At 58.8% G+C, this 22,227-nt stretch carries 23 protein-coding genes; 2 read left to right on the forward strand and 21 right to left on the reverse strand.

The annotated features are described in order from the left end of the window. Positions 1-49 precede the first annotated feature (49 nt). The 17 genes from QNI81_RS10845 to ruvC all read right to left on the reverse strand — a co-directional run bounded on the left by QNI81_RS10845 (position 50) and on the right by ruvC (position 15,622). A complete protein-coding gene (locus QNI81_RS10845) occupies positions 50-1,726 on the reverse strand; it encodes a formate--tetrahydrofolate ligase (protein ID WP_009178184.1) in 1,677 nt (558 codons plus the stop codon). Positions 1,727-1,902: 176 nt separating this feature from the next. Then, entirely contained in the window at positions 1,903-2,484 is a 582-nt protein-coding gene (locus tag QNI81_RS10850; RefSeq protein WP_283966506.1) for an MOSC domain-containing protein, read from the reverse strand. A gap of 68 nt (positions 2,485-2,552) precedes the next feature. Continuing rightward, on the reverse strand, positions 2,553-3,314 hold the full coding sequence (locus QNI81_RS10855; protein ID WP_283966507.1) for a hypothetical protein: 762 nt from the start codon (positions 3,312-3,314) through the stop codon (positions 2,553-2,555). 122 nt (positions 3,315-3,436) lie between these two features. Continuing rightward, complete coding sequence (gene ftsH, locus QNI81_RS10860) at positions 3,437-5,350, reverse strand: ATP-dependent zinc metalloprotease FtsH (protein ID WP_005628012.1); 1,914 nt, start codon at positions 5,348-5,350, stop codon at positions 3,437-3,439. An 89-nt stretch (positions 5,351-5,439) separates the two neighbouring features. Continuing rightward, positions 5,440-6,720: a tRNA lysidine(34) synthetase TilS gene (tilS, locus tag QNI81_RS10865; protein WP_283966508.1), complete on the reverse strand. Its 1,281-nt coding sequence runs from the start codon at positions 6,718-6,720 to the stop codon at positions 5,440-5,442. Continuing rightward, positions 6,711-7,565, reverse strand: coding sequence for a tetratricopeptide repeat protein (locus QNI81_RS10870; RefSeq protein ID WP_126137541.1), 855 nt, complete (start codon positions 7,563-7,565; stop codon positions 6,711-6,713). The genes tilS and QNI81_RS10870 overlap by 10 nt, the downstream gene beginning before the upstream one ends. 5 nt (positions 7,566-7,570) lie before the next feature. Further along, entirely contained in the window at positions 7,571-8,071 is a 501-nt protein-coding gene (gene pal / locus QNI81_RS10875) for a peptidoglycan-associated lipoprotein Pal (RefSeq protein WP_005628003.1), read from the reverse strand. Between the two features lie 103 nt (positions 8,072-8,174). Next, positions 8,175-9,500 carry a Tol-Pal system beta propeller repeat protein TolB gene (gene tolB / locus QNI81_RS10880; protein WP_005628000.1) on the reverse strand — a complete coding sequence of 442 codons (1,326 nt, stop codon included), beginning with the start codon at positions 9,498-9,500 and terminating at the stop codon, positions 8,175-8,177. Beyond that, positions 9,497-10,636, reverse strand: a complete 1,140-nt coding sequence (tolA, locus tag QNI81_RS10885) for a cell envelope integrity protein TolA (RefSeq protein WP_065328715.1) — start codon at positions 10,634-10,636, stop codon at positions 9,497-9,499. Before tolA ends, tolB begins: the two co-directional genes overlap by 4 nt. A 13-nt stretch (positions 10,637-10,649) precedes the next feature. Beyond that, entirely contained in the window at positions 10,650-11,138 is a 489-nt protein-coding gene (gene tolR / locus QNI81_RS10890) for a protein TolR (protein WP_005627994.1), read from the reverse strand. Between the two features lie 3 nt (positions 11,139-11,141). Then, positions 11,142-11,837: a protein TolQ gene (gene tolQ / locus QNI81_RS10895; RefSeq protein WP_005627991.1), complete on the reverse strand. Its 696-nt coding sequence runs from the start codon at positions 11,835-11,837 to the stop codon at positions 11,142-11,144. 114 nt (positions 11,838-11,951) lie between these two features. Further along, the gene (ybgC, locus tag QNI81_RS10900; protein ID WP_005627988.1) at positions 11,952-12,338 is read right to left on the reverse strand and encodes a tol-pal system-associated acyl-CoA thioesterase; all 387 of its coding nucleotides are present in this window, start codon (positions 12,336-12,338) and stop codon (positions 11,952-11,954) included. Further along, a complete protein-coding gene (locus tag QNI81_RS10905; protein ID WP_283966509.1) occupies positions 12,335-13,000 on the reverse strand; it encodes a hypothetical protein in 666 nt (221 codons plus the stop codon). Before QNI81_RS10905 ends, ybgC begins: the two co-directional genes overlap by 4 nt. Positions 13,001-13,087: 87 nt before the next feature. Next, the gene (locus QNI81_RS10910; protein ID WP_283502432.1) at positions 13,088-13,390 is read right to left on the reverse strand and encodes a nucleoside triphosphate pyrophosphohydrolase family protein; all 303 of its coding nucleotides are present in this window, start codon (positions 13,388-13,390) and stop codon (positions 13,088-13,090) included. Between the two features lie 16 nt (positions 13,391-13,406). Beyond that, the gene (gene ruvB, locus QNI81_RS10915; RefSeq protein ID WP_005627980.1) at positions 13,407-14,426 is read right to left on the reverse strand and encodes a Holliday junction branch migration DNA helicase RuvB; all 1,020 of its coding nucleotides are present in this window, start codon (positions 14,424-14,426) and stop codon (positions 13,407-13,409) included. 12 nt (positions 14,427-14,438) lie between these two features. Next, on the reverse strand, positions 14,439-15,128 hold the full coding sequence (gene ruvA, locus QNI81_RS10920) for a Holliday junction branch migration protein RuvA (protein ID WP_065324288.1): 690 nt from the start codon (positions 15,126-15,128) through the stop codon (positions 14,439-14,441). Beyond that, complete coding sequence (gene ruvC, locus QNI81_RS10925; protein ID WP_065320956.1) at positions 15,125-15,622, reverse strand: crossover junction endodeoxyribonuclease RuvC; 498 nt, start codon at positions 15,620-15,622, stop codon at positions 15,125-15,127. Before ruvC ends, ruvA begins: the two co-directional genes overlap by 4 nt. Before the next feature lie 371 nt (positions 15,623-15,993). Here ruvC and QNI81_RS10930 point away from each other — a divergent pair, with 371 nt between their 5' ends. Beyond that, positions 15,994-16,212, forward strand: coding sequence for a DUF1127 domain-containing protein (locus tag QNI81_RS10930; protein ID WP_005621115.1), 219 nt, complete (start codon positions 15,994-15,996; stop codon positions 16,210-16,212). A 116-nt stretch (positions 16,213-16,328) separates the two neighbouring features. Here QNI81_RS10930 and QNI81_RS10935 read toward each other — a convergent pair whose 3' ends face one another. The 4 genes from QNI81_RS10935 to QNI81_RS10950 all read right to left on the reverse strand — a co-directional run bounded on the left by QNI81_RS10935 (position 16,329) and on the right by QNI81_RS10950 (position 21,325). Continuing rightward, positions 16,329-16,676: a hypothetical protein gene (locus QNI81_RS10935; RefSeq protein ID WP_225261739.1), complete on the reverse strand. Its 348-nt coding sequence runs from the start codon at positions 16,674-16,676 to the stop codon at positions 16,329-16,331. Positions 16,677-16,788: 112 nt separating this feature from the next. Next, complete coding sequence (locus tag QNI81_RS10940) at positions 16,789-17,658, reverse strand: 50S ribosomal protein L11 methyltransferase (protein WP_283966510.1); 870 nt, start codon at positions 17,656-17,658, stop codon at positions 16,789-16,791. Between the two features lie 107 nt (positions 17,659-17,765). After that, positions 17,766-19,001 carry an MFS transporter gene (locus QNI81_RS10945; protein WP_283966511.1) on the reverse strand — a complete coding sequence of 412 codons (1,236 nt, stop codon included), beginning with the start codon at positions 18,999-19,001 and terminating at the stop codon, positions 17,766-17,768. Between the two features lie 116 nt (positions 19,002-19,117). Further along, on the reverse strand, positions 19,118-21,325 hold the full coding sequence (locus tag QNI81_RS10950) for a primosomal protein N' (RefSeq protein WP_283966512.1): 2,208 nt from the start codon (positions 21,323-21,325) through the stop codon (positions 19,118-19,120). A 178-nt stretch (positions 21,326-21,503) separates the two neighbouring features. Between QNI81_RS10950 and fsa the strand changes: the two genes are divergently transcribed. Continuing rightward, positions 21,504-22,157 carry a fructose-6-phosphate aldolase gene (fsa, locus tag QNI81_RS10955; RefSeq protein ID WP_065328707.1) on the forward strand — a complete coding sequence of 218 codons (654 nt, stop codon included), beginning with the start codon at positions 21,504-21,506 and terminating at the stop codon, positions 22,155-22,157. Positions 22,158-22,227 lie beyond the last annotated feature (70 nt).

Consider the following 22,227-nt stretch of genomic DNA (forward strand, 5'->3'; position numbering starts at 1 on the left):
CTGCGGCCCGAGGCATTTGCCCCGGGCCGCAGATTGCCCATTTCGAGCCTTAGAACAAGCCTTCGATCAGACCTTCTTCGTTTAGGCGGATGCTTTCCGCCGCCGGGGTGCGTGGCAGACCCGGCATGGTCATGATCTCGCCGCAGACAACCACGATGAAGCCAGCACCTGCCGAAAGACGTACCTCCCGCACCGGAACGGAGTGACCAGTGGGTGCGCCGCGCAGGTTCGGATCAGTCGAGAAAGAGTACTGGGTCTTCGCCATACAGACCGGCAGATGACCGTAGCCCGCCTCTTCCCATTCTTTCAGTTGGTTGCGGATCTTGGCGTCAGCCAGAACCTCGTCGGCGCGATAAATGCGCTTGGCGATGGTTTCGATCTTCTCAAAGAGCGGCATCTCATCGGGGTAAAGCGGACCAAAGTTCGCGGTGCCGCCTTCGACCAATTCAACCACTTTTTCCGCCAGCGGTGCAGAGCCCTCAGAGCCAAGTTCCCAGTGACGGGACAAAACTGCCTCAACGCCGTGGGAGGCCACATATTCCTTCACCGCGTTGATTTCTGCGTCGGTGTCGGTGACGAAGTGGTTGATCGCGACAACCGCCGGCACACCAAAGGATTTGACGTTCTCGATATGGCGGCCAAGGTTCGCACAGCCGTTTTTGACCGCATCGACGTTTTCCGCACCAAGGTCGGCTTTGGCCACGCCACCGTTCATTTTCATTGCGCGTACAGTTGCAACAACCACCACCGCCGATGGCGCGATGCCCGCTTTGCGGCACTTGATGTTCATGAACTTCTCAGCGCCAAGATCGGCACCAAAGCCTGCCTCGGTGACAACATAGTCGGCGACTTTCAGTGCGGTCTTGGTCGCAATGACAGAGTTACAACCGTGTGCGATGTTGGCAAACGGGCCGCCATGTACAAAGGCGGGGTTGTTTTCCAGGGTCTGCACGAGGTTTGGCTGCATCGCGTCCTTCAAGAGCACGGTCATCGCGCCTTCGGCTTTGATGTCGCGGCAATAGACCGGGGTCTTGTCGCGGCGATAGGCTACGATGATGTCGCCGAGACGCTTTTCCAGATCCTTCAGGTCGTTTGCGAGGCAGAGGATCGCCATGACCTCAGAGGCCACGGTGATGTCAAACCCGGTTTCGCGCGGGAAGCCGTTGGACACGCCACCGAGCGATGCGGTGATCTGGCGCAGGGCGCGGTCGTTCATATCGACCACACGACGCCATGCAACGCGGCGGATGTCGATTTCCTGCTCGTTGCCCCAGTAGATGTGGTTGTCGATCATGGCCGACAGCAGCGAGTGTGCAGAGGTGATCGCGTGGAAATCACCGGTAAAGTGGAGGTTCATTTCCTCCATGGGCACAACCTGCGCGTTGCCGCCACCAGCTGCGCCGCCCTTCATGCCGAAGTTCGGACCGAGGGACGCTTCACGGATGCAGATCATCGCGTTTTTGCCGATGCGGTTCAGGCCATCCCCCAAACCCACGGTGGTGGTGGTTTTACCCTCGCCTGCTGGCGTCGGGTTGATCGCGGTCACAAGGACCAGCTTGCCATCCTGATTGCCCTGCACGGAGTTGATGAACTCTTGGCTCACCTTCGCCTTGTCGTGGCCATAAGGCAGAAGATCTTCGGTTTTCATGCCCAATTTGGCGCCGATTTCCTGAATCGGGAGCTTGTTCGCCGCGCGGGCGATCTCAATGTCACTCTTATAGCTCATAGCCTAGTTTCCTAGATGTGGAGTTGCAGGGCCCGGTGGCGGACACCGAGAATGACTCTACGATTAGCGAGTCTGAGACAAACCGCGCCATTGGTTTCCGACATAATTGCGATCCAGAACGTCGCGGGCCCTTTTCCCGAAACGATCGAAACAGGCCGAGATGCCATGCAAGGCCTTCAGTGCTCGCCGACCCAGGCTGGCTGATCGGGCACAAACAGGCGCAGGCTATCGCCGCGTTTCAGCTGTCCGGGACGTTCAACCCATGCGGTGACACCCCGCCGATTCTCGGCTGCGGTCTTGAACTTTGGTCCAAACCCGGTGTGATCTTTCTCGATCTCCCGACCCGGCAGGACACAAGGGCGATTTTCAATATCAACCGTAAGCGTCACACCACCAGCCCCCTGCAGACGGGCCGCTGGCGGCACATGAGTAAAGTCGGGGATTCCACGCAACACGATGGTCGCTCCCAGATGTCGCGGATCAAGCTGCGCTAAGCCCATGTCCGCGGCGATCAAAGCAAGCTCTTCCTCAGAGACAATGGTCACCTGACGGGTGTTACGAATTTCGGTGCCGGGTGTGTGGAGATTTTTCACCCGCACACAGGACGGCCGCTGGGCTCCTTCGTGCCGCTCACCCGCAACACCGCTGAAACCGAAGTCCAACATGTCGCGGGCCTCGGCTTGAATACCGGCATTTGCGGGAACCATGCCCAACCAAGTAATCTCACCCAAGAACTCGGTTTCACGTAATACGGGCATGTCGCTGTCTTTCTGCTGTCGAAATATGCGGGCAGTCTAGACAAAGTTTCACCGACAACAAGGCGTGATCATGCATTCTTATCTCGCCAAATTTGCGCCCCAACGAGACAGATTGACCATGCCACAATTGCCGCTGCGAACAGCTCCAGCAGTTCCTCATAGACCATCGCGGTCTCTATAAGCTGCGGATCGGGCGTCACACCGAAATCCGCAAATTTACGCCCGATGCCATCGATGCTCTTGGCCACAACGATGGAACCAACAGCGAATACGCCGCCCCATGCCCATGCACTCAGATGCCGCAGACCCGACATCAGAATGGGCACGTTTACCCGTAGCAACCGCCAGAGCACGACTAGCACCAAGAGAATGACAAGTCCGCCGATAGCCTTTTCCCAAAGCGGCGCATCCCCCGAGTAGAGGCGTAGCTGCAAAATGCCTTCGCTTAGGAACCGCTTGTCGAAATCCAACTCACGGGCGCACAAAAGCGAGAACAACATCGGAATCTGCCAGTGCTTTCGCAGTGCGGGTAGCGTGGCAAAATAGAACACCATGATCGCACACAGCGCCCAAAGCGCGGCCGAGACTTTCTCAACCGGGCCGTCCTCATGTAAGCCAGAGTGAAAAGGCGTGTAATAAAAAGCAGTCGCCAGAACTGCAAATCCGACGCTAGCAGCAATCAATGCTGAAAACGCAACCGGCGCAGAAATGATTTTTGTCGCATGACCTGCCTGAGAGGCTGCCGCCGCATGGGTAGTCTTTGAATGCATGAACGCACCAGAAATAGAAAAGCTTCTGGTGTAGATTTGAACTGCATGGTTCAGTTTCAAGACCCATGTGACAGTTTAATGACAACGCTCACGCCGAAGTGAATGGCACCTTCGCTACAAAACGAAATAGCCGCAGGGACGCTGCGGCTATTTCCTCATTCATCATACATAGAGATCTACCGTTACGAAGACGGCTCTGGCTCCATATCCCCTTCGGGCGGGGACTTTTTAGGCTTAGCTTTCGGAATTGCCGTGACAGAGGTCGCTCCGGTATCCGCATCATCATCGGCATCATCGTCCGCCTGCGGCGGCTCACCATTCATCACACGTTTGATCTCTTCTCCGGTGAGGGTTTCATATTCCAAAAGACCCTGCGCCAGACGCTCCCACTCGTCTTTGTGCTCTTCCAGGATCTGATATGCACGTTTGTAGGCGTCCTCGATGAAGCGGCGCACCTCTTCCTCGATCAGTTCCTTGGTGTTGGCAGAGACGGAGAACCCGGCGGTATTCCCAGAGTAGCCCTCATGCGCTTCGGCGTAGTCGATATTGCCGACCTTGTCGGACATGCCCCAGCGCAGCACCATCGCTCGGGCCAACTGGCTGGCCTGCTGGATGTCGCCTGCAGGACCGTTGGAGACGTGACCTTCGCCGTATTTGATGATCTCGGCGGCCTTGCCGGCCATGGTCATCGCCAGCTTTTGTTCACATTCATCCTTGTGCCAGTTCAGGCGGTCCATTTCTGGCAAGCTCACCACCATACCAAGCGCACCGCCCCGGGGAATGATGGTCGCCTTATAGACCGGATCGCACTCGGGAAGTTTCAGCCCCACAACGGCGTGCCCCGCCTCGTGATATGCGGTCTTTTCCTTCTGATCGGCGGTCAAGACCATGGAGCGGCGCTCCGCGCCCATCATCACCTTATCCTTGGCGTTCTCGAAGTCTTCCATGGTGACAAAACGACGCCCGACACGCGCGGCCATCAGCGCGGCCTCATTGACCAGGTTCGCCAGATCCGCACCGGAGAAACCGGGGGTGCCACGTGCGATGATGCGCAGATCCACGTCGGCGCCCAGCGGTGTCTTGCGGGCGTGCACACCGAGGATCTTCTCACGGCCTTTGATGTCGGGGTTGCCGACAGTCACGTTGCGGTCAAAACGACCAGGACGCAGCAAGGCCGGATCGAGCACATCCTTGCGGTTCGTTGCCGCCAGGATGATCACGCCTTCATTGGCCTCGAAACCGTCCATTTCAACCAGCAGCTGGTTGAGGGTCTGTTCGCGCTCGTCATTGCCGCCGCCATAACCGGCACCACGATGGCGGCCCACGGCGTCGATCTCATCGATAAAGACAATACAGGGCGCGTTCTTCTTGGCCTGCTCAAACATGTCGCGCACGCGGCTTGCACCAACACCTACGAACATTTCGACAAAGTCGGACCCTGAGATGGTGAAGAACGGCACACCGGCCTCACCCGCGATCGCGCGTGCCAGCAGCGTCTTACCCGTGCCCGGAGGGCCCACAAGCAGCGCGCCTTTGGGGATCTTGCCACCAAGACGGGAGAATTTCTGCGGGTTGCGCAGGAATTCCACGATCTCTTCCAGCTCTTCCTTGGCCTCGTCGATGCCAGCGACATCGTCAAAGGTCACGCGGCCATGCTTCTCGGTCAGCATCTTGGCCTTGGACTTGCCAAAGCCCATTGCGCCACCTTTGCCGCCACCCTGCATCCGGTTCATGAAATAGATCCAAACACCAATCAGTAGCAGGAACGGCAGAAGGGTCAGCAGGAACGACTGGAAGGTCGATTGCTGCTGTTTTTCCGCGCGCACGGGAATGTTGTTGTCGATCAGCATCTGGGTGACTTCGGCGTCTCCCGGCTTGATCGTGGTGTAGCTCTGGCCATCGGAAGTCGTGTAGCGAACCTGTTCGCCATCCAGCGTCACAGTGCTGACGTTCCCACCGTCAACGGCGGTCACGAATTCCGAATAAGTCTTCTCGCGGCTCTGTAGTGTGCTGCCGGACCCGCTGAACAGATTGAACAGGGTCACAACGAGCAGGAACAGAACTACCCAGAAGGCGATATTGCGTGCGTTGCCCAAAATGGCTCTCCCAAGAATTCCAAGGACGCCACGGCACTAGCACGCGACGACCATCAGTTGCACCTAAAATAAGGATGATTTGGTCAGGTTCAATGCGATAAAGCGGGTCGTGCCCATGTCTCGGGCCGTCGGATTGCCGCAGCACCCCAGTCTGAGCGCTCCTCAAGCGGTGGAACGGCGATCAAGTTCGCATCCTGCCACACCGACGGGAGCGACTTAAGCAGCTCTCGCGGGGCCTCATATTGGCGCCAATCGTCGATCAATACGAGCCCATCCTCACCAAGCGCGCGAATCTCCACCTGCTGCGTCCAGTCCTGTGGTGCGGAAATTGCCCAAGCCGCGTCCCACGGAATATGTTTGCTGGCGCTTGGCAAATACGAGACACCGACTTGACGCACTGCCGCATACTCACGGCCGATCCAGATCTGACTACCGCGAATGACGATCTGGCAGCCTTGCAAGGTCACGCCACGGCCGTCTTTCAAAGCCTGCAATGCATCCAGAACTGGCGCGCGTCGTGGCGGGTATTCTGCGCCGTTCACATATGCGATTGCCGACAGCAGCATGCGGCGGGCCAATTCATCGTCAAGGGTGGTAAAGTCTGTATGATCAAGCACAACCATGCCCAGACGCACCTGTCCAAGCGTCGCGGCTGCCGCTCGCATCGCGGCCTCAAGGGCATCATCAGCCATCCGCATATTATCAGCCACCGCCGTCAGTGCGTCTACGGTCAGGCCAAGCGGTTCCAGTGCTTTCAGTGCATCGCGAACGCGGACACGCTCAAATTTCATATCGAGATTGGAAGGATCGTCGACCCAGTTGATTTCACGGGCTGTCAGGTAAGAGCGCAGATCGCTGCGACGAATTCCGAGCAAGGGACGCAAAATTTCGATGCCGTCCCGATGGTGGCGCGATGCCATACCGGACAAGCCGGCCACACCAGAGACGCGCCGCAAACGCATCAAAAAAGTCTCGGCTTGATCGTCTGCGGTATGGCCGACAGCAACCGTTTCAATTCCACGCGCAGTCGCCCACTCCCCTAGCAATCGATAGCGGGCGGCGCGGGCTTCGGCCTGAAGATTCCCAGATTGAGCAGGATGCTGCCATGTCAGAATGTCATGCGATAGCCCGAGATCTGCGGCCTGCTGTGCGACCCCTCGTGCCTCGATCAGCGAATCGGTGCGGAGGCCATGGTCCACAGTTGCGATCGCAAGGTCTGCACCGCTGTTGCGCGCCAGTGCCGCAAGCAAATGCATCAACGCAACGGAATCGCTGCCACCGGAGACAGCGATGCCGAGCTTTGAGGGCAATACACCGATACGAGCCCTGATCTCAGCGATCAGGGCCTCTTCTGTCGGCGTCAGGAGCACGCCAGTTTAGACCGCTCCGCCTCTGCAGCGGTCACCGCAGGATCATTGGGGAAGCGTACGGCGACTTCTGCCAGCGTGATGCAAGCCTGATCGGTCTGTCCCAAACGCCCCAGCGCGGCGCCCAGTTCAAACAATGCTTCGGGTGCAATGGCGCCAGCGGTATCACCGGTGAAAGCCGCTAGGTAGGAACGCGCAGCTTCGCGCGTGTCACCCAACCCGTCCTGCGCCTTTCCAAGGCCAAAATCTACTTTGGCGGTCAGCGGGCTTCCCGGGTAGGCAAGCTTGAAATTCGCAAACCGATCCGCAGCGGCCTGGTAATTTTTAGCTTCCAGATCGCTCATCGCCAATTTGTAGTCGGCCTCTTCACCAACGGCTAGCTCACCGCCCCCCGGAAGCGCACTACTCTCGCCGCCAGTGGCGGGCAATGTTGCCTGACCGGTATCCGTCTCTCCCTCGACATCACCACCCAAGGTGGTGGTCTCTCCGAGTTTTGACAGGTCTCCGCCTTCCAGTTCGACAAGACGGAATTCCAGATCGCCAATCCGGTTGGTGCCGTCTTTGACAATGCTCTGGACGCGGTGCTGCAATTGTTCCGTCTTGGCGGTAAGCCTTTGCAGCTCCGCCTCAATCGCCGTTACGCGATCCAGAACGGACGACCCTGCCAGCGACGCGGACGGCGCGCCCGTAGTCGACAGCTCCCGATTGAGACGCTGTACTTCCACATGCAGAACCGTCAGCTCCTGACGGATATCCGCCAAGGTTTGCTCCCGGTCCTGCGCCACGCCGGGGATGGCGCTGACCGCAATCAGCGCCGACGCCAGCAAGATCTGCCGCAAGTTACTCATCCGTCTCAGCTTACTGCGCCACCCGCCAGCACGGTCACCGCGCGACGGTTTTTGTTGTAGCAGCTTTGTTCAGAGCAAATCTCGATCGGGCGCTCTTTGCCGTAGGAGACCGTCTGAATGCGGCTGGCTGCGACGCCCTGAGAAATCAGGTATTCGCGTGCAGAGTTCGCACGGCGCGCGCCAAGCGCGAGGTTGTATTCACGGGTGCCGCGTTCATCCGCGTGGCCTTCGATGGTCACCACATAGGCCGGGTTGGCCGTCAGCCAGCGCGCCTGACCGTCAAGAATCCCCTGCGCCTCCGGCGAGATGCTGGACTGGTCTACGAGGAACAGCACGCGATCGCCGATGGCTTCGCGGAAATAGGCCGGGCTGGACGGGTCTGCCGTGCTACCGCCACCGATGCCAGTGCCGCCATTGCCAGCGTTGGTGTCATCCCAACGCGCATCAGAACAGGCCGCAAGGGCAAGGCCCGCGACCAAAAGGATTGCTTTATTGATACCGCTCATTTGAAATCGCCTCGTGTGATCGGACATTTCTTACCGAAGTGTTAGCACATTGTACCCGACCGCGCCACGGGCTTGCACGCGTGGTATACGGTCGGGCGGTTCATTAGTTTTGCAACGGGGACCAAGACGGATCAGATGCGCCGTCCGGGGTTTTGACTGGTTTCAGGTTACGCCCGGAAATATCCACCGAATACAGCCGCGCCTGACCGCTGGCACCTTGGGTTTCACGGGTGAACATGATTACCCGGCCATTGGGCGACCACGTCGGCCCCTCATCAAGGAACGATGCGGTCAAAAGACGCTCTTCGCTGCCATCTGTACGCATGACGCCGATATGGAAACGGCCCGCGTTCTGTTTCGTAAAGGCGATGTAATCGCCGCGTGGAGACCAGACCGGAGTGCCATAGCGCCCCTGTCCAAAGCTGATCCGCTTTGCTTCGCCCCCAGACACCGGCATCACATAAAGCTGCGAGGTCCCTGAACGGTCGCTCTCGAACACCAGTTGGCTGCCGTCGGGCGAGAAAGATGGAGCGGTCTCAATCGAGGGCGCACTGGTCAGCCGCTGAGGGTTGCCCGAGTTGATATCCATCGAGAACAGGTCCGTATTGCCACCTGCGGATTGAGAATAGACAATAGTGTGGCCATTGGGCGCAAATCGGGGCGCAAAGCTCATGGAGCCGTTTCCTGCCGACAAAATCCGGCGCTGCACCCGCCCCACATCCAGAACATGGATCTGCGGAAAGCCGCTCTCATAGCTGGTATAAAGCACCCGGTCACCCGTAGGCGAGAACCTTGGGGCAAGCACAATCGACTCGGAATTGGTCAGATACTGCACGTTGGCCCCGTCGTAATCCATGATGGCAAGACGTTTCTTGCGGTCATCTTTCGGGCCGGTTTCCGAGACAAAGACAACACGGCTGTCGAAATATCCGCTCTCCCCGGTCAGGCGCGAATAGATCGTATCCGCCACCTTGTGACCAATGCGACGCCAGCCATCGGTGGTACCGGAAAGCTGCAGGCCCGACCCCAGTTCTTGCCCGGCAAACACATCATAGGCGCGAAACCGCACGGTGATCCGGTTGCCGGACAGGCTGACCGAACCGGTAATCAGCGCCTGCGCGTTGATCGCTTTCCAGTCGGTGAAATTCACCGCCGCATCAAAGTCTGTGTAGGGCGAGATATACGCCACTTTGGGGATCTCACGGAACAGGCCTGAGCCGACCAGATCCTCTGCAATCACCCGGGCAATATCTGCCGAGTATTGCGCCGCCGCAGGAGATTCGGCGATGAAGTCGGGCACCGCAAAGGGTAACGGCTCAATCACCCCGTCGGTGATCTCAATCCTGAGCGGCCCGTCCTGTGCCTGCACCGCCCCAACGGGCAGCAACATCGCAAGGCCAAGGAGTACTGTCGCTATCGCGTTTCTCATCTGATCCGCATTCCTTCGGGATTAAATGTCATCTCAATATCACGCCACTGCGCATATTTGTCAGCCGGAAGATCAAATCCTCTTGATCCACAGCGGATGATTGCGCGGCGCGCGGCCTCATAGGCCTGCTTTGCTGAACTGTCAGATCCGCCGGAGCTGGACAGCATGCGAATTGAACCGATATCCGGCATACCTTCACGAGAGAGCGTAACACCAACGACAACAGATGTGCGCAATGCTTCGCTGGACAATGAGCCAACGTTCCAACATTGCGACACCGCGACCCGCAGCGCATCTTTCTCTCCCCGTGTCATAGGTGGACCAGAAGGCTCTGGTGCTTCCACTTCGCCCGATCCCGCCAGCGCCTCAGCCAACGCATCATCCACTGCAGAACTCTCAACCTCCGGGTTTGGTTCCGGCGACGGAGTCGTTTCTTCTTCGCGCGCAGCGGTTTGCGTTTCAGCCTCAGGCTCAGGCTGCGGGCGATTCGGACGCGTTCTTGGACGGACGCTGGCCAATGGTGCTGTGGGTTCAGCATCATCTGCTTCGGCTTCAGTCACGATCCGATCGCTGGCCGCCTCTGGGGCGGTTGCTTCTTGAACCGGTTGATTGGCTTCGGCCCCCGCGTCAGGTGCAACCTCTTCCTGCACCACATCGGAAATTTGAGTGTCCGGTTCTGGTGGGCGCACGGGTTCCGGCGCGACGCGATCCGTTTGCTGCGCAGTTTCAGGCTCCGCTGTCTGCGGCAGATCAGTCACAATTTCGGGGACATCCGGCGCATCGGGTATGATGCTCGGCACCTCGGGCACAGGTTCCGGCGCAGGCGGTTCTGCCTCTGCGTCTTCTGCCGGTGTTTCAATCGGCTCTGGTTGCACAGGTGGCTCTGGCGTCGGCGTTGGACGCTCCGGAATTGCAGGTGTGCTCTCCGTGACAGCGGGTTCTTGCGGCGCAACAGGTTCGTCGGCCACTTCAGGTGCAGCTTGCTGCTCGCTCAACCGGGCAAACTCTTCAGCCGAGATGATTGACACATCCTGGCTTTGGAATGGCAACGGCTCGGGATTGAGCCACCCACCCACAAGCGCCCATGTGATCAGGAGACCGTGCCCTGCTACAGAGATCTTCGTGCCGGTTTGCACATTATCACCCGTATTACTCGCCCGGAGCGGCAGGCCGCCCGTCGAACGCAGGTCCGCCTGTATCCGTCACCAGACCCACATTGGCAAAGCCGCCCGCATTGAGCGCACCCATCACCTGCATCACATCGCTATAGGCAATCGCCCCATCCGCGCGCAGATAGACCCGGTCGGACGCGCGCTCAGCCGCGATCGCACGCAAGCGTGCAACGAGTTGATCCCGCTCAACCGGCGTCGTTTGGATCTGGATGTCGCCAGAGGCCGTCATCGTCACAGTGAGCGGCTCTTCGTCGTCCCCCGACAACGCGCCCGCCGCCGTCTTTGGCAGCTCCACGGGAACGCCCACGGTCATCAAGGGCGCTGCCACCATAAAGATGATGAGCAGCACCAGCATCACGTCCACAAACGGCGTGATATTGATTTCCGCCATAGGCCGGGCACGAGAGCGCCGCCGACCACGCCGACGTCCACCGCCCGCGTCTTTTTGCTGAACCGCTGCACCCATGGCTCAGCTGTCCAACTGGCGCGAGAAGATCGTGGCAAACTCGTCGGCAAAGGCCTCGTAGCCGCCAATAATCCGATCCGAATCTGCAGAGAGCTTATTGTAAAAAATGACCGCCGGAATGGCCGCCAAGAGCCCCAAGCCCGTCGCCAAGAGGGCCTCGGCAATGCCCGGCGCCACCACGGCAAGGTTGGTGTTTTGCTGCTCTGCGATCTCGATGAAGGCATTCATGATGCCCCACACGGTCCCAAAGAGACCAATGAAGGGCGCGGTAGAGCCAATGGTCGCAAGAATTTGCAGCCCACCTTGCAGGCCTTCGCTTTCCTTAGAGATCGCCACATCCATGGACCGGTCTATTCGCGCCTGTGCTCCGGGGATCAGCGCGCCATCCGTGCGGTGACTGCGACGCCATTCGGTCATGCCAGCAGCAAATATGCGTTCGGAATGCCCTGACGGATCTGCTCCGATGTCCTCATAGAGTTCATCCAGCGGATTGCCTGACCAAAACGCGCGTTCAAACACCTGCGCTTCACGCCGTGCAGAGCGATAGGTGATCAGTTTTTGCGCGATAATTGACCACGACCAGATCGACGCCCCGATCAGCATGATCATCACTAATTTTACAGTGAGAGTCGCCCGTGCGAACAACCCCCACATGGAGAAATCAATCTCCTGTGCCAGTGCCAGAGTTTCTGCTTCCATTTGCCTGCTCTATAGCCAGTTGCCACGTCGTTTTGGTTGCGCGGCCTAATTGGGGCGGACGCTAGCGCAAAACAAGCGCCATTGCCAAGGAAACAGGGGGATTGCCGCCTATTGTTACAAGGATGCGCGAACTTCTGCCGGAAGACGCACCGGTTTGCCGCTGTGCATATCCATGCAGACAGCTGTCACCTTGGCGCGAAACAGCTCGCGCCCCTCTCGCCGGACAATTTGCGACATGGTCAGCCGGGCTGTGGTCATTTTCTCAGGCACGGTTTCCACGGTAAGCTCATCCTCAAACCGTGCAGGCGAGAGGTAATCGGCTTCAATTCGGGTCACCACCCAGACGATGCCAGCATCGCGCATCGCATTTTGATCAACCCCCAAACGGCGCACATAGTCGCTGCGTGCGCGCTCGATGAACCGCAGGAAATTGGCGTGATAAACAACGCCGCCCATATCGGTGTCTTCGTAATATACCGTGATCGGGAACTGATGGGTCATACCTCACCATCCGCGTTCTCTGACTGCGGCGCTTGCAGCCTCGCATAGAGCCTCAGCGCATGACTCGCGTCCTGCGCCGCCACAGGCATCATCCGATCGTAGCCGGCAGCAATCACCCCCGCGATCTCCGGTCGCAGGATCGTATTGCCATTCTCCGGCAGAACCGCCAGCGGCGACACCTCGGCAAAGGCACGCTCGCCCCACAAGAGCATCACCTGCACCGCTTGGGTCAGCGCGAGTGTTTCCGCGGGGACCTCTGCCATCGCACCTTTCATACGCAGAAATACAAATGCCGCTTGAATGGCGCCCTGATCGTCAAAGCGGAACGCGCGGTACTGGCTGGCATCTTCCTTTGCGAGACGGTTCACAAGCGGGGCAAGCCCGGGAATCATGCGATCGAGGTCTGGAACCTCCAGCAATTCCCCCCATTCCCGGAAGAAGAAAAACATCAGGTTCGCACCAAGCTCAGGATCTGTTTCTGCCATCTGATGCCCTGCGAGCGTGACCACAGCCTCAACCGCACCTTTGACCGTCACCAAGGTCTCATCGGTGACACCAAAGACGATCGGAGCAATCGGGCGTCCCCAACGGGCGAAGGCATAAGTCCCGTCTTCCCGGGTAAACAGCGCCTCGATTTCCTCTGGCAGCAGGAGTGCAGACATGTGCGGCCTCGTCATATTATTCGCTCGTCGGGCGTTTGTACGGACGTGTCAGGACTGCAGCAAGGGGGAAGTCTCTTTGCCCTCCCGTCACTTATCCTCAGTCAGGTATGCGCCCCATTTGCGCTCAAAAGCTGCACCCGCATCAATGCCTTGCCAGTCCGCAAACAACAGCAAGAAGCCTAGAAGGTCTGCAACCTCATTTTCCAGGTCTCTTTTGCTGCCGTCCTTGCGAGTCTGCCCCGCAAGGCTCAGGTAAGCAGATGTCACTTCGCCCAGCTCTTCGGTCATTTTGCCCAGATACCACGCGGCATCCCGCGTAACGCCAAAACGCCGGGCATAGAGGTCAGAAACCTGCTTTGCGGCACTGGTTAGCTGGGTGAGATCCTGCACAGTGCGCTCCTGATTGTCATTCAAAGAGATCGTTTTGCGATTTCGGTGGTGCAATACCGAGATGTTGCCATGCCTTTTGTGCCAACATCCGTCCACGCGGTGTACGCTGGATCAGCCCTTGCTGCAGCAGATACGGCTCAATGACCTCCTCAAGCGCGTCGCGACTTTCGCTCAATGCAGCGGACATTGTCTCAATGCCGACAGGGCCGCCGCCATAATTCTCGGCAACCAGTCGCAAATAGCGCCGATCCGCGCCATCCAATCCCAGTTTGTCCACACCAAGACGCGTCAGCGCACCATCCGCCAGCTCTCGGGTGATCGTTCCATCGCCCTCGACAACCGCAAAGTCCACCACGCGGCGCAAGAGCCGCCCAGCGATCCTTGGGGTGCCGCGGGCGCGCCGCGCGATCTCACGCGCCCCTGCATCATCAGCAGGAGCACCTAATTTGCGGGCATTGCGGCTGACGATCTCAAACAGCTCATCCACGGTATAAAACTGCAGCCGCGTCGGAATCCCAAACCGGTCCCGCAACGGCGTGGTCAAAAGCCCCATGCGCGTCGTTGCCCCTACCAGTGTGAAAGGTTGCAGCTCAATGCGCACCGTACGTGCCGCAGGCCCCTCGCCGATCACCAGATCCAGCTCGAAATCCTCCATTGCCGGATATAGAACTTCTTCAACGGCCGGATTCAGGCGGTGAATTTCATCAATGAACAACACATCGCGCGCCTCAAGATTGGTGAGGATCGCGGCCAGATCGCCCGCCTTTGCAAGCACCGGCCCGGAGGTCATGCGAAAGTTCACCCCCAGCTCTCGCGCCACAATCTGCGCAAGCGTCGTTTTCCCAAGCCCCGGCGGGCCATGAAACAGGGTGTGATCCATCGCCTCACCGCGTCGGCGGGCAGATTCGATAAACACCCGCAGGTTGGCGCGGGCCTCCGCCTGACCGATGAATTCGCCAAGACCCTGCGGGCGCAAGGCGCGGTCGTTGTCTTCCGGCAGCGGATCGGGGCGCAGGGTGGGGTCCGCGTCAATCATTCACTCGTCCCCTCAGTCTTTGGGTGCCAGCAAACGCAACGCTGCGCGGATCAGCTCTGCCTCGCCTGCTTCGGGATTATCGGCAGCCGCCTCAGCCACCGCCCCTGCGGCATCAGAGGGGCTGTAACCAAGGTTGCCCAATGCCGACAGGGCGCCAGCCGATGCGGCCGCCGCGCCGGTGGGGGCTTTGGGGGCGGCTTTGCGCGCGGGTTTCACCGGCGCATCTGAGGTTGGCTCGACCACCGCCTCCAGATCGGGCCCCTCCAATGCCTCTGTAATCGTACCACCCATCGCCATCACAGACGGGGCTTTGTCCTTGAGGTCGAGAACGATCCGTTGTGCGGTTTTAGGGCCGACCCCTTTGGCCGCTTTCACCGCAGCCCAATCTCCCAGCGCAATCGCGCGGCTAACGCCTTCGGGACCAAGCGCACTCAGGATTGCCAGTGACACCTTAGCGCCAACGCCCTGCACCGACGTCAGTAAACGATGCCATTCCTTCTCCACCAAGGAGGTGAACCCAAAGAGCTGCATCAAGTCTTCGCGCACCAATAACTCGGTATAGAGTTGGACTGCCTCACCCACGGATGGCAGGCTCGCGAGCGTGCGGTCAGAACAATAGACGATGTAACCGACGCCACGCACGTCGATCATCACATGGTCGGGTGCCCTATACTCAAGCCGCCCGGTCAGTTTTCCGATCATGCGCCTACCTCTTTGAGTCGCCGCTGGTTGCTGCCCCCGTAATAGGCATGACAGATTGCAATCGCCAGTGCATCCGCCGCATCCGCCCCTTTGGGGGCACAACCCGGAAGTTGCAGTTTGACCATGTGCAGCACCTGTTCCTTTTCGGCATGACCGACGCCGACCACCGTCTTTTTGACGCGGTTGGGCGCATATTCCCCGGTGGGCAGTCCGGCCTTGGCCAATGTCAGCAAGGCCACCCCTCGCGCCTGACCGAGCTTGAGCGTGCCAGCCCCGTCCTTGTTCACGAACGTCTGTTCAATCGCAGCCTGATCCGGCTGATAGGCGTCAATGATCTCGGTGACCTGATTGTGCAATGACAACAGCCGTTCTCCCAGATCATCTCCGTCAGAGTGGCATAGCCCATTGGCAACATGGCTGAGACGCGCGCCATTTGATTCGATGACGCCCCATCCAAGGGTTCTGAGCCCCGGATCGATCCCAAGTATTCGCATCTCACTGCCCGATTTTTGTGTCTGGTTCTTACAATTTGGTGATCCGATTAGCACAAAACGCGAACACATCCAATCTAATTCGCCCCCGGTCCAATCCGCCCAACACGCCGCACTTCGATGTTTTGGTCCAGAAGCTGGCCGAAATTTTGCGATTTATGAAACAAATACGACGCGCCGAAACGCAGCAACGACACCAATTCCTGCAAAAGGCACAGAAGGCGTCAAACCCCTTATTCGCAGGGCTTTGAGACATGCAAAAATCGCATGGGTCGCATGCAATTTCACCCCTTGCGAGAGCAGATTTCGACCTCTATTTGCCGCTCACCCGCACCAAAGCGGGCAACCGGATAGCACTCAGAAAGACACTAGATATGGCTGCAATCGACACCACTCGCACCGCGCAAGGCACCTCCGGCCTGATCGGCCGTATCGGCGCTCTTGTTCACACCACATCTGCCAAGCTCATGGCATGGAACGACGCCCGCCTGACCCGCAAAGCGCTGAGCGCGCTTTCAGATCGGGAACTGGCGGATATCGGCCTCTGCCGTGGCGACATCGACCAGATCAATTCAGACTCGCCGCTGGTCTGACAGAAAGCATCAGGTCATCTGTCATATTTGGCAGGTCCAAATGAAAACGCCGCGTTCCGGATAGCCCGGACGCGGCGTTTCTACCTCTATCAGGGTAAAATGACCCTGTGATACTGTCAGCGCAGCAATGGTCGCAATTCTTCTGCAATCCGATAGGAAACCGGGTCTCGCTGCATCAGGAACGCACCGCCGCGCTCAATCATCGACCCTTCACCCAGCTGCGCCACACGATAATCGTAGCTCGCGTACCCAAGCGCCGCCATCAGGAAAGCCTTAAACATCAGGCCAACCACGACAAACAGAATGAAGACCTTTCCGGAAATTCCGGAACGGACGACTTTCTGTGGCTCGACAACAATCAGCCCATCCGAACGCATACGCGCTCTGAAACCATGCGCAGCTTTGGCATGTTTTCGATCCAACTGACGAAGTCGGTTTCGAAACTCCGCGTGTTGATGGTTCATAAAACGTAACTCCGAACTGGCCCCCACCAGCGGATGAAAAGAAGTTACGCTAGGACAACGGCGAAGTCATGGCGATTGTGTAAAATTTGCCTAAATGGCCGCCGATCTTCGACTACTTGCGCAAAATCAGCGTGGTCCATTCACCAATCTCATCACGTTTGACAAGATTGACGCCATTTTGTGCATAAACCGAAATCACATCATCCGCCTGCTCGTTCAGGATGCCAGAGAGAATCGCATAGCCGCCATCACGCAAATGGGCCGCAATATCGGGCGACAGGGCAACCAAGGGTCCTTTGAGGATATTTGCAAAGATCAGATCATAAGGCGCGGCGGCCTTTAACGCAGGAGCGTCAAAGCCTGCAGCTTCCAGGCATTCCACCGCGCCCTTCATGCCGTTGGCCTCCATATTAGCCTCAGCCACGTCGACCGCGACTTGATCAATGTCGCTTGCAAGGATCTGCGCCTCCGGCCAGACGCGCGCGGCCGCCATCGCCAGAACGGCCGTACCGCATCCAATGTCGGCGACTTTCTCGCCTTCGAGCCCTTCGCCGAGCAGATGATCCAGTGCTTTTAAGCAGCCCAGAGTCGTGCCGTGGTGCCCTGTACCAAAGGCCATCGCCGCCTCAATCAAAAGCGGGATTTTGTCGCCGGGCACTTTGTCTGCATCATGGCTGCCGTAGACAAAAAAGCGCCCAGCCTCCACCGGTGCCAACTCACGGCGCACATGCGCAACCCAGTCGGTTTCTGGCAGTTCTGATACGGCAAACGGTTTTGCCTTATGCAGCGTGGCGAGCAACGCGAGGCCTGCTTGGTCCGGAACTTCGGTGAAATAGCCTCCCACCTCCCACAAGCCTGAACCATCCTCGACCTCGAACACGCCCACACCCGTGGGTTCCGGATTCAGACGCTCCATCGCATCGCCCAGTGCCTCGGCCTGAGCTTTTCCGGTCAGCGTGGTGAGGGCGGTGAATGTAGGCATGTCGGGATCTCCGAAAGAACATGATGGCGCATAGGTTGCTCTGCGCCTACGCGAGCCTTGCACATATGGTCAAGGGGCGAGCGGAAAACTTGACCACGCCGGCCTCGCTATTGTGCCAGTGTCGGGGCCTTTAAGCGGGCAAAGATCGTTTCATTCCCGGGTTCAGGATGACGCGGGATCATCATGGACAACATCAAAGACACAAGCGCCATAAGTGCGGCCAATGCAAAGACCATCGCCGGAGACGCCACCCACAATAAACCAAGCAACACCGGCAAGAAAACCGCAGCAATATGGTTGATCGTGAAGGCCACGGCAGCGGTAGGGGCAATGTCTGCTGGGTCTGCGATCTTTTGAAAATAGGTCTTGAGCGCCAACGCCAGTGCGAACAGGATATGGTCCACCACATAAAGCGCCGCCGCGAGCATCACCCCCCAGCCAAACCAATAGATCCCGCCGTATAGAGCAAAGACCGTGGCCAGACCGGCATACTCAAAGATCAAGGTTCGGCGTTCCCCGAAGCGGGATACAAATCGCCCAAGCATCGGTGCCGCCACCATATTGACCAGCAGGTTGATTAGATAAAGGCCGGTCAGATGATGAACCTCGAACCCGAAGCGCTCGACCATCATGAAGCCTGCAAAGACCACAAAAATCTGCCGCCGTGCTCCCGCCATGAACTGCAGCGCGTAATAGAGCCAGTACCGGCGTCGCAGCACCATCTTTTTGTTCTGAGGGGTTGGGCCATCAAATTGCGGGATCGCAAAAAGGCAGAACAGGGCCACCAGCACTGTAAAGCCCCCTGCCGCCATGTAGACAGCGTTGTAGGACAGATTGAGTGGCTCCCACAATACGACAATTACGCCATAAACCACCAATGTTGCGGCGGAACCGGTTGCCACCAACCACCCCAGCATCTGCGGCGCGCGTTCCTTGGACAACCATTGAAGCTGCAAGGACTGCGCCACCGTTTCAAAGTAATGAAACCCGATAGAGCTGAGGACGGTGATAACCAAAATACCCTGAAGCGTCGGGAACCACGCCGTCACCGCCGTCGCAGCACCAAGCAAGGCGAGGGATAAAAGCCCCAAAACCTGCTCGCGCATAAAGATGATCAGGAAGATCACCAAAAACGCCAGAAACCCCGGAATTTCGCGCAAAGTGTGCAGTACGCCAATGTCAGCACCGTCAAAGCTTGCAACTTCAATGACGAAGTTATTCAGCAGCGCTGACCACGTATTGAAGGCCACCGGCATAGCAATCGCCATGAGGAATAGCAGTGTGACAGGGCGGCGCCAGAACGGCAGTGCGCGGGACTGTTCGAGGGTGATAGGCGTAAACATAGCTTGGCTTTAGAGCGCTTTTGGCAGCCGGGCGAGAAAAGAATTGTATCAAAACCCGCTTCATCGCGCACAGGTCTCCCTGCATTTCTGCATCCAAACGCTCTGTGCCGGGCGTTCTACAAGAAGTTCTGCGGGTCGATATCCACATTCAGGCGCAAATCGCCCCTGAGCTTGAAGGGCGCAGTCCATCGGGTAATTGCATCTTGCAAAGGCACGCCCTTGTCGGCCTTAACCAGCAGCCGCACCCGATGACGCCCGCGCACTCGCGCGATCGGGGCTGGTGCCGGTCCGAAGAGCTGCGCACCGACCTGCCGCAACGGCCCGTCGTTTCGCGCCAGCGCGCCGCCCAGATCAAAGACCTGCGCCAGATCTGTGCCCGACAGGATAATCCCCGCCATACGTCCATAAGGGGGCACACCTGCCGCCTGTCGCTGTTCGGCCTCCGCACGCCAGAAACCTTCTTCGTCACCTGAGAGGATCGCGCGGATCACCGGATGCTCTGGCTGAAAGCTCTGCATCAAGGCCTCGCCTCGCCGTTCCGCCCGCCCTGCGCGCCCTGCCACCTGCCGCATCAGCTGGAACGTGCGCTCTGCCGCGCGCAGATCTGAACCCTGCAGGCCAAGATCTGCGTCGATGACCCCCACAAGCGTGAGCAGCGGAAAGTTGTGCCCCTTCGCCACAAGCTGCGTACCAAGAATGATGTCCGCCTCCCCAGCGGCGATTTCTTCGATCCGCTGTTTCAGCGCGCGGGCAGAGCCAAAGAGATCAGAACTGAGCACCGCGATGCGCGCCTCTGGGAAAAGTGCCGCCGCCTCTTCGCCCAGCCGTTCGATACCGGGGCCTACGGGGGCCATCTTGCCTTCGACCTTGCAGGATGGGCATTCGGTCGGCACTGGTTTGGTTTCACCGCATTGGTGGCACATCAGACGTTTCATGAACCGGTGCTCGACCATACGCGCATCACAGTTATCGCAGGCCACCTGCGTGCCACAGGCCCGGCAGATCGTCACCGGGGCAAAGCCACGCCGATTCAGGAACAAGAGGGACTGCTCGCCGCGTTCGATCCTGAGCTTCATCGCCTGCTTGAGCGTCGGCGATATCCAAGTGGAGGGCAAAAGCTCCTCGTTGCGCATATCAATCGCGCGCATTTCCGGCAGCACCGACTCGCCAAAGCGCGACGTCAGATCGAGACGCTGGTACTTGCCCGCCTCCGCGTTCGCCCATGTCTCAAGGCTCGGTGTCGCTGATGCCAGCACCACCTGCGCCTGACACAAGGACGCCCGCCAGACCGCCAAATCCCGCGCGTTGTAAAGTACCCCCTCTTCTTGTTTGTAGGAGGTGTCGTGCTCTTCATCGACGATGATCAGGCCAAGGTCGCGAAACGGCAGATAGAGCGATGAGCGCGCGCCGATTACCAGCTGCGCTGCCCCCTGCCCGACCATGCGCCAGACCCGGCGGCGTTCGGTCATGGTCACGCCGGAATGCCACTCGGCTGGCACCGCGCCGAAACGTGCCTCCACCCGTTTCAGGAACTCCGCTGTCAGCGCAATTTCAGGTAGCAGCACTAAGGCTTGCCGGCCCTTGCGTAGACAGGCGGCTACAGCCTCAAGGTATACCTCTGTCTTACCAGAGCCGGTGACACCCTTCAGGAGCGTTGTACCGTAGCGTCCCCCATTCACCCCTGCCTCAAGTGCGGCAGCGGCGGTGGCCTGATCTTCTGAAAGTGTCTTGCCCGGCAGCTCAGGATCTAACGGTGGAAATGGCAGGTCACGGGGGGCTTCTTCCTCGCGGATTGCGCCCTGCTTGACCAAACCTTTGACCACGGAAGCCGTCACACCCGCGAGGCCAGAGAGTTCCGATGCCGTAAAGGCCGCGCCTTCATATTCGTCCATCACGTCGAGCACCTTGGCGCGCGCATCGGTCATGCGGTCGGGTTCGCCATCCCCGCGACGCAGGACCTTTCGCATCGACGGCGGGTCAGCCAGCCCCGGCGCACGCGTTGCCAGCCGCAGCATCATCGACATCGGTGTCAGCGTGTATTGGGCGGCACGTTCCAGAAAACTCCGCATTTCCGTCCGCATTGGGGCCAAATCCAGCACCCGGATCACCGAACGCAGTTTTGCTGCGTCGAAATCACCCGCCCCCGGCCCCCAAACCACGCCAACAACTTTGCGCGGCCCCAAAGGCACTTCGACAAAGGCCCCAAGGAAACAGCCCCCTTCGGGCGCGCGATAATCCAGCAGGCGGTCCAAGCGCTGCGCCGTCAGTACCCCAACCCGCTCACCTTGGGCAAAAAACTCCGGACTGTCGCCTTGCTGCGTCATTCTTCGCGTGACCCTGCTCTTTTTCCTGTTCCAGACGGTAGGCGCGCGGAACTGTTTACGCTAACATGCGCGCGGACGCGCCCTGCCCTGCCTCTTGGTCTTTCGCACTTTCCGCCGGACCTCCTATCAGGTAAAGCCAAGGCGCACCGAGGCCAAGCCATCCAGAGGACCAAAGCCCATGAAATTCTTCGTAGACACCGCCGAAATCGATGCCATTGCCGAGCTGAACGATCTTGGCATGGTCGACGGCGTCACCACCAACCCCTCCCTGATCAAGAAATCCGGCCGTGACATTATCGAAGTCACGAAGGAAATCTGTGATCTGGTAGACGGCCCGGTGTCCGCCGAGGTCACCGCGACCGACGCAGAGACAATGATCGCTGAGGGGCGCAAGCTCCTTGAGATCGCGGAAAACATCACCGTCAAAGTGCCGCTGACTTGGGACGGCCTCAAGGCCTGTAAGACCCTGACCGACGATGGCCACAAGGTCAATGTGACCCTGTGCTTCTCTGCCAATCAGGCGCTCCTGGCCGCCAAAGCGGGCGCGACTTTCATTTCGCCCTTCATCGGTCGTCTGGACGATATCAACATCGACGGCATGGAGCTGATCGAAGATATCCGCACCGTCTACGACAATTACGGCTTCCAGACAGAGATCCTCGCGGCCTCGATCCGGACTGTGAACCACATCCTCGACAGTGCCCGTATCGGTGCGGATGTGATCACCGCCCCACCCGCTGTGATTAAGTCGATGGTGAACCATCCGCTGACCGACAAGGGTCTCTCGGCCTTCCTCGCCGACATCGAAGCCGCTGGCATCAAGATCCTCTGATCTCTGAATTCAGTGCAAATTAGTTTGGTGGCGCTCCTTTGGGGGCGCCATTTTCATTTACAATCAGCAT

The sequence above is a fragment of the Tritonibacter sp. AK171 genome (assembly GCF_030127025.1).
Classification (GTDB): Bacteria; Pseudomonadota; Alphaproteobacteria; order Rhodobacterales; family Rhodobacteraceae; genus Epibacterium; species Epibacterium mobile.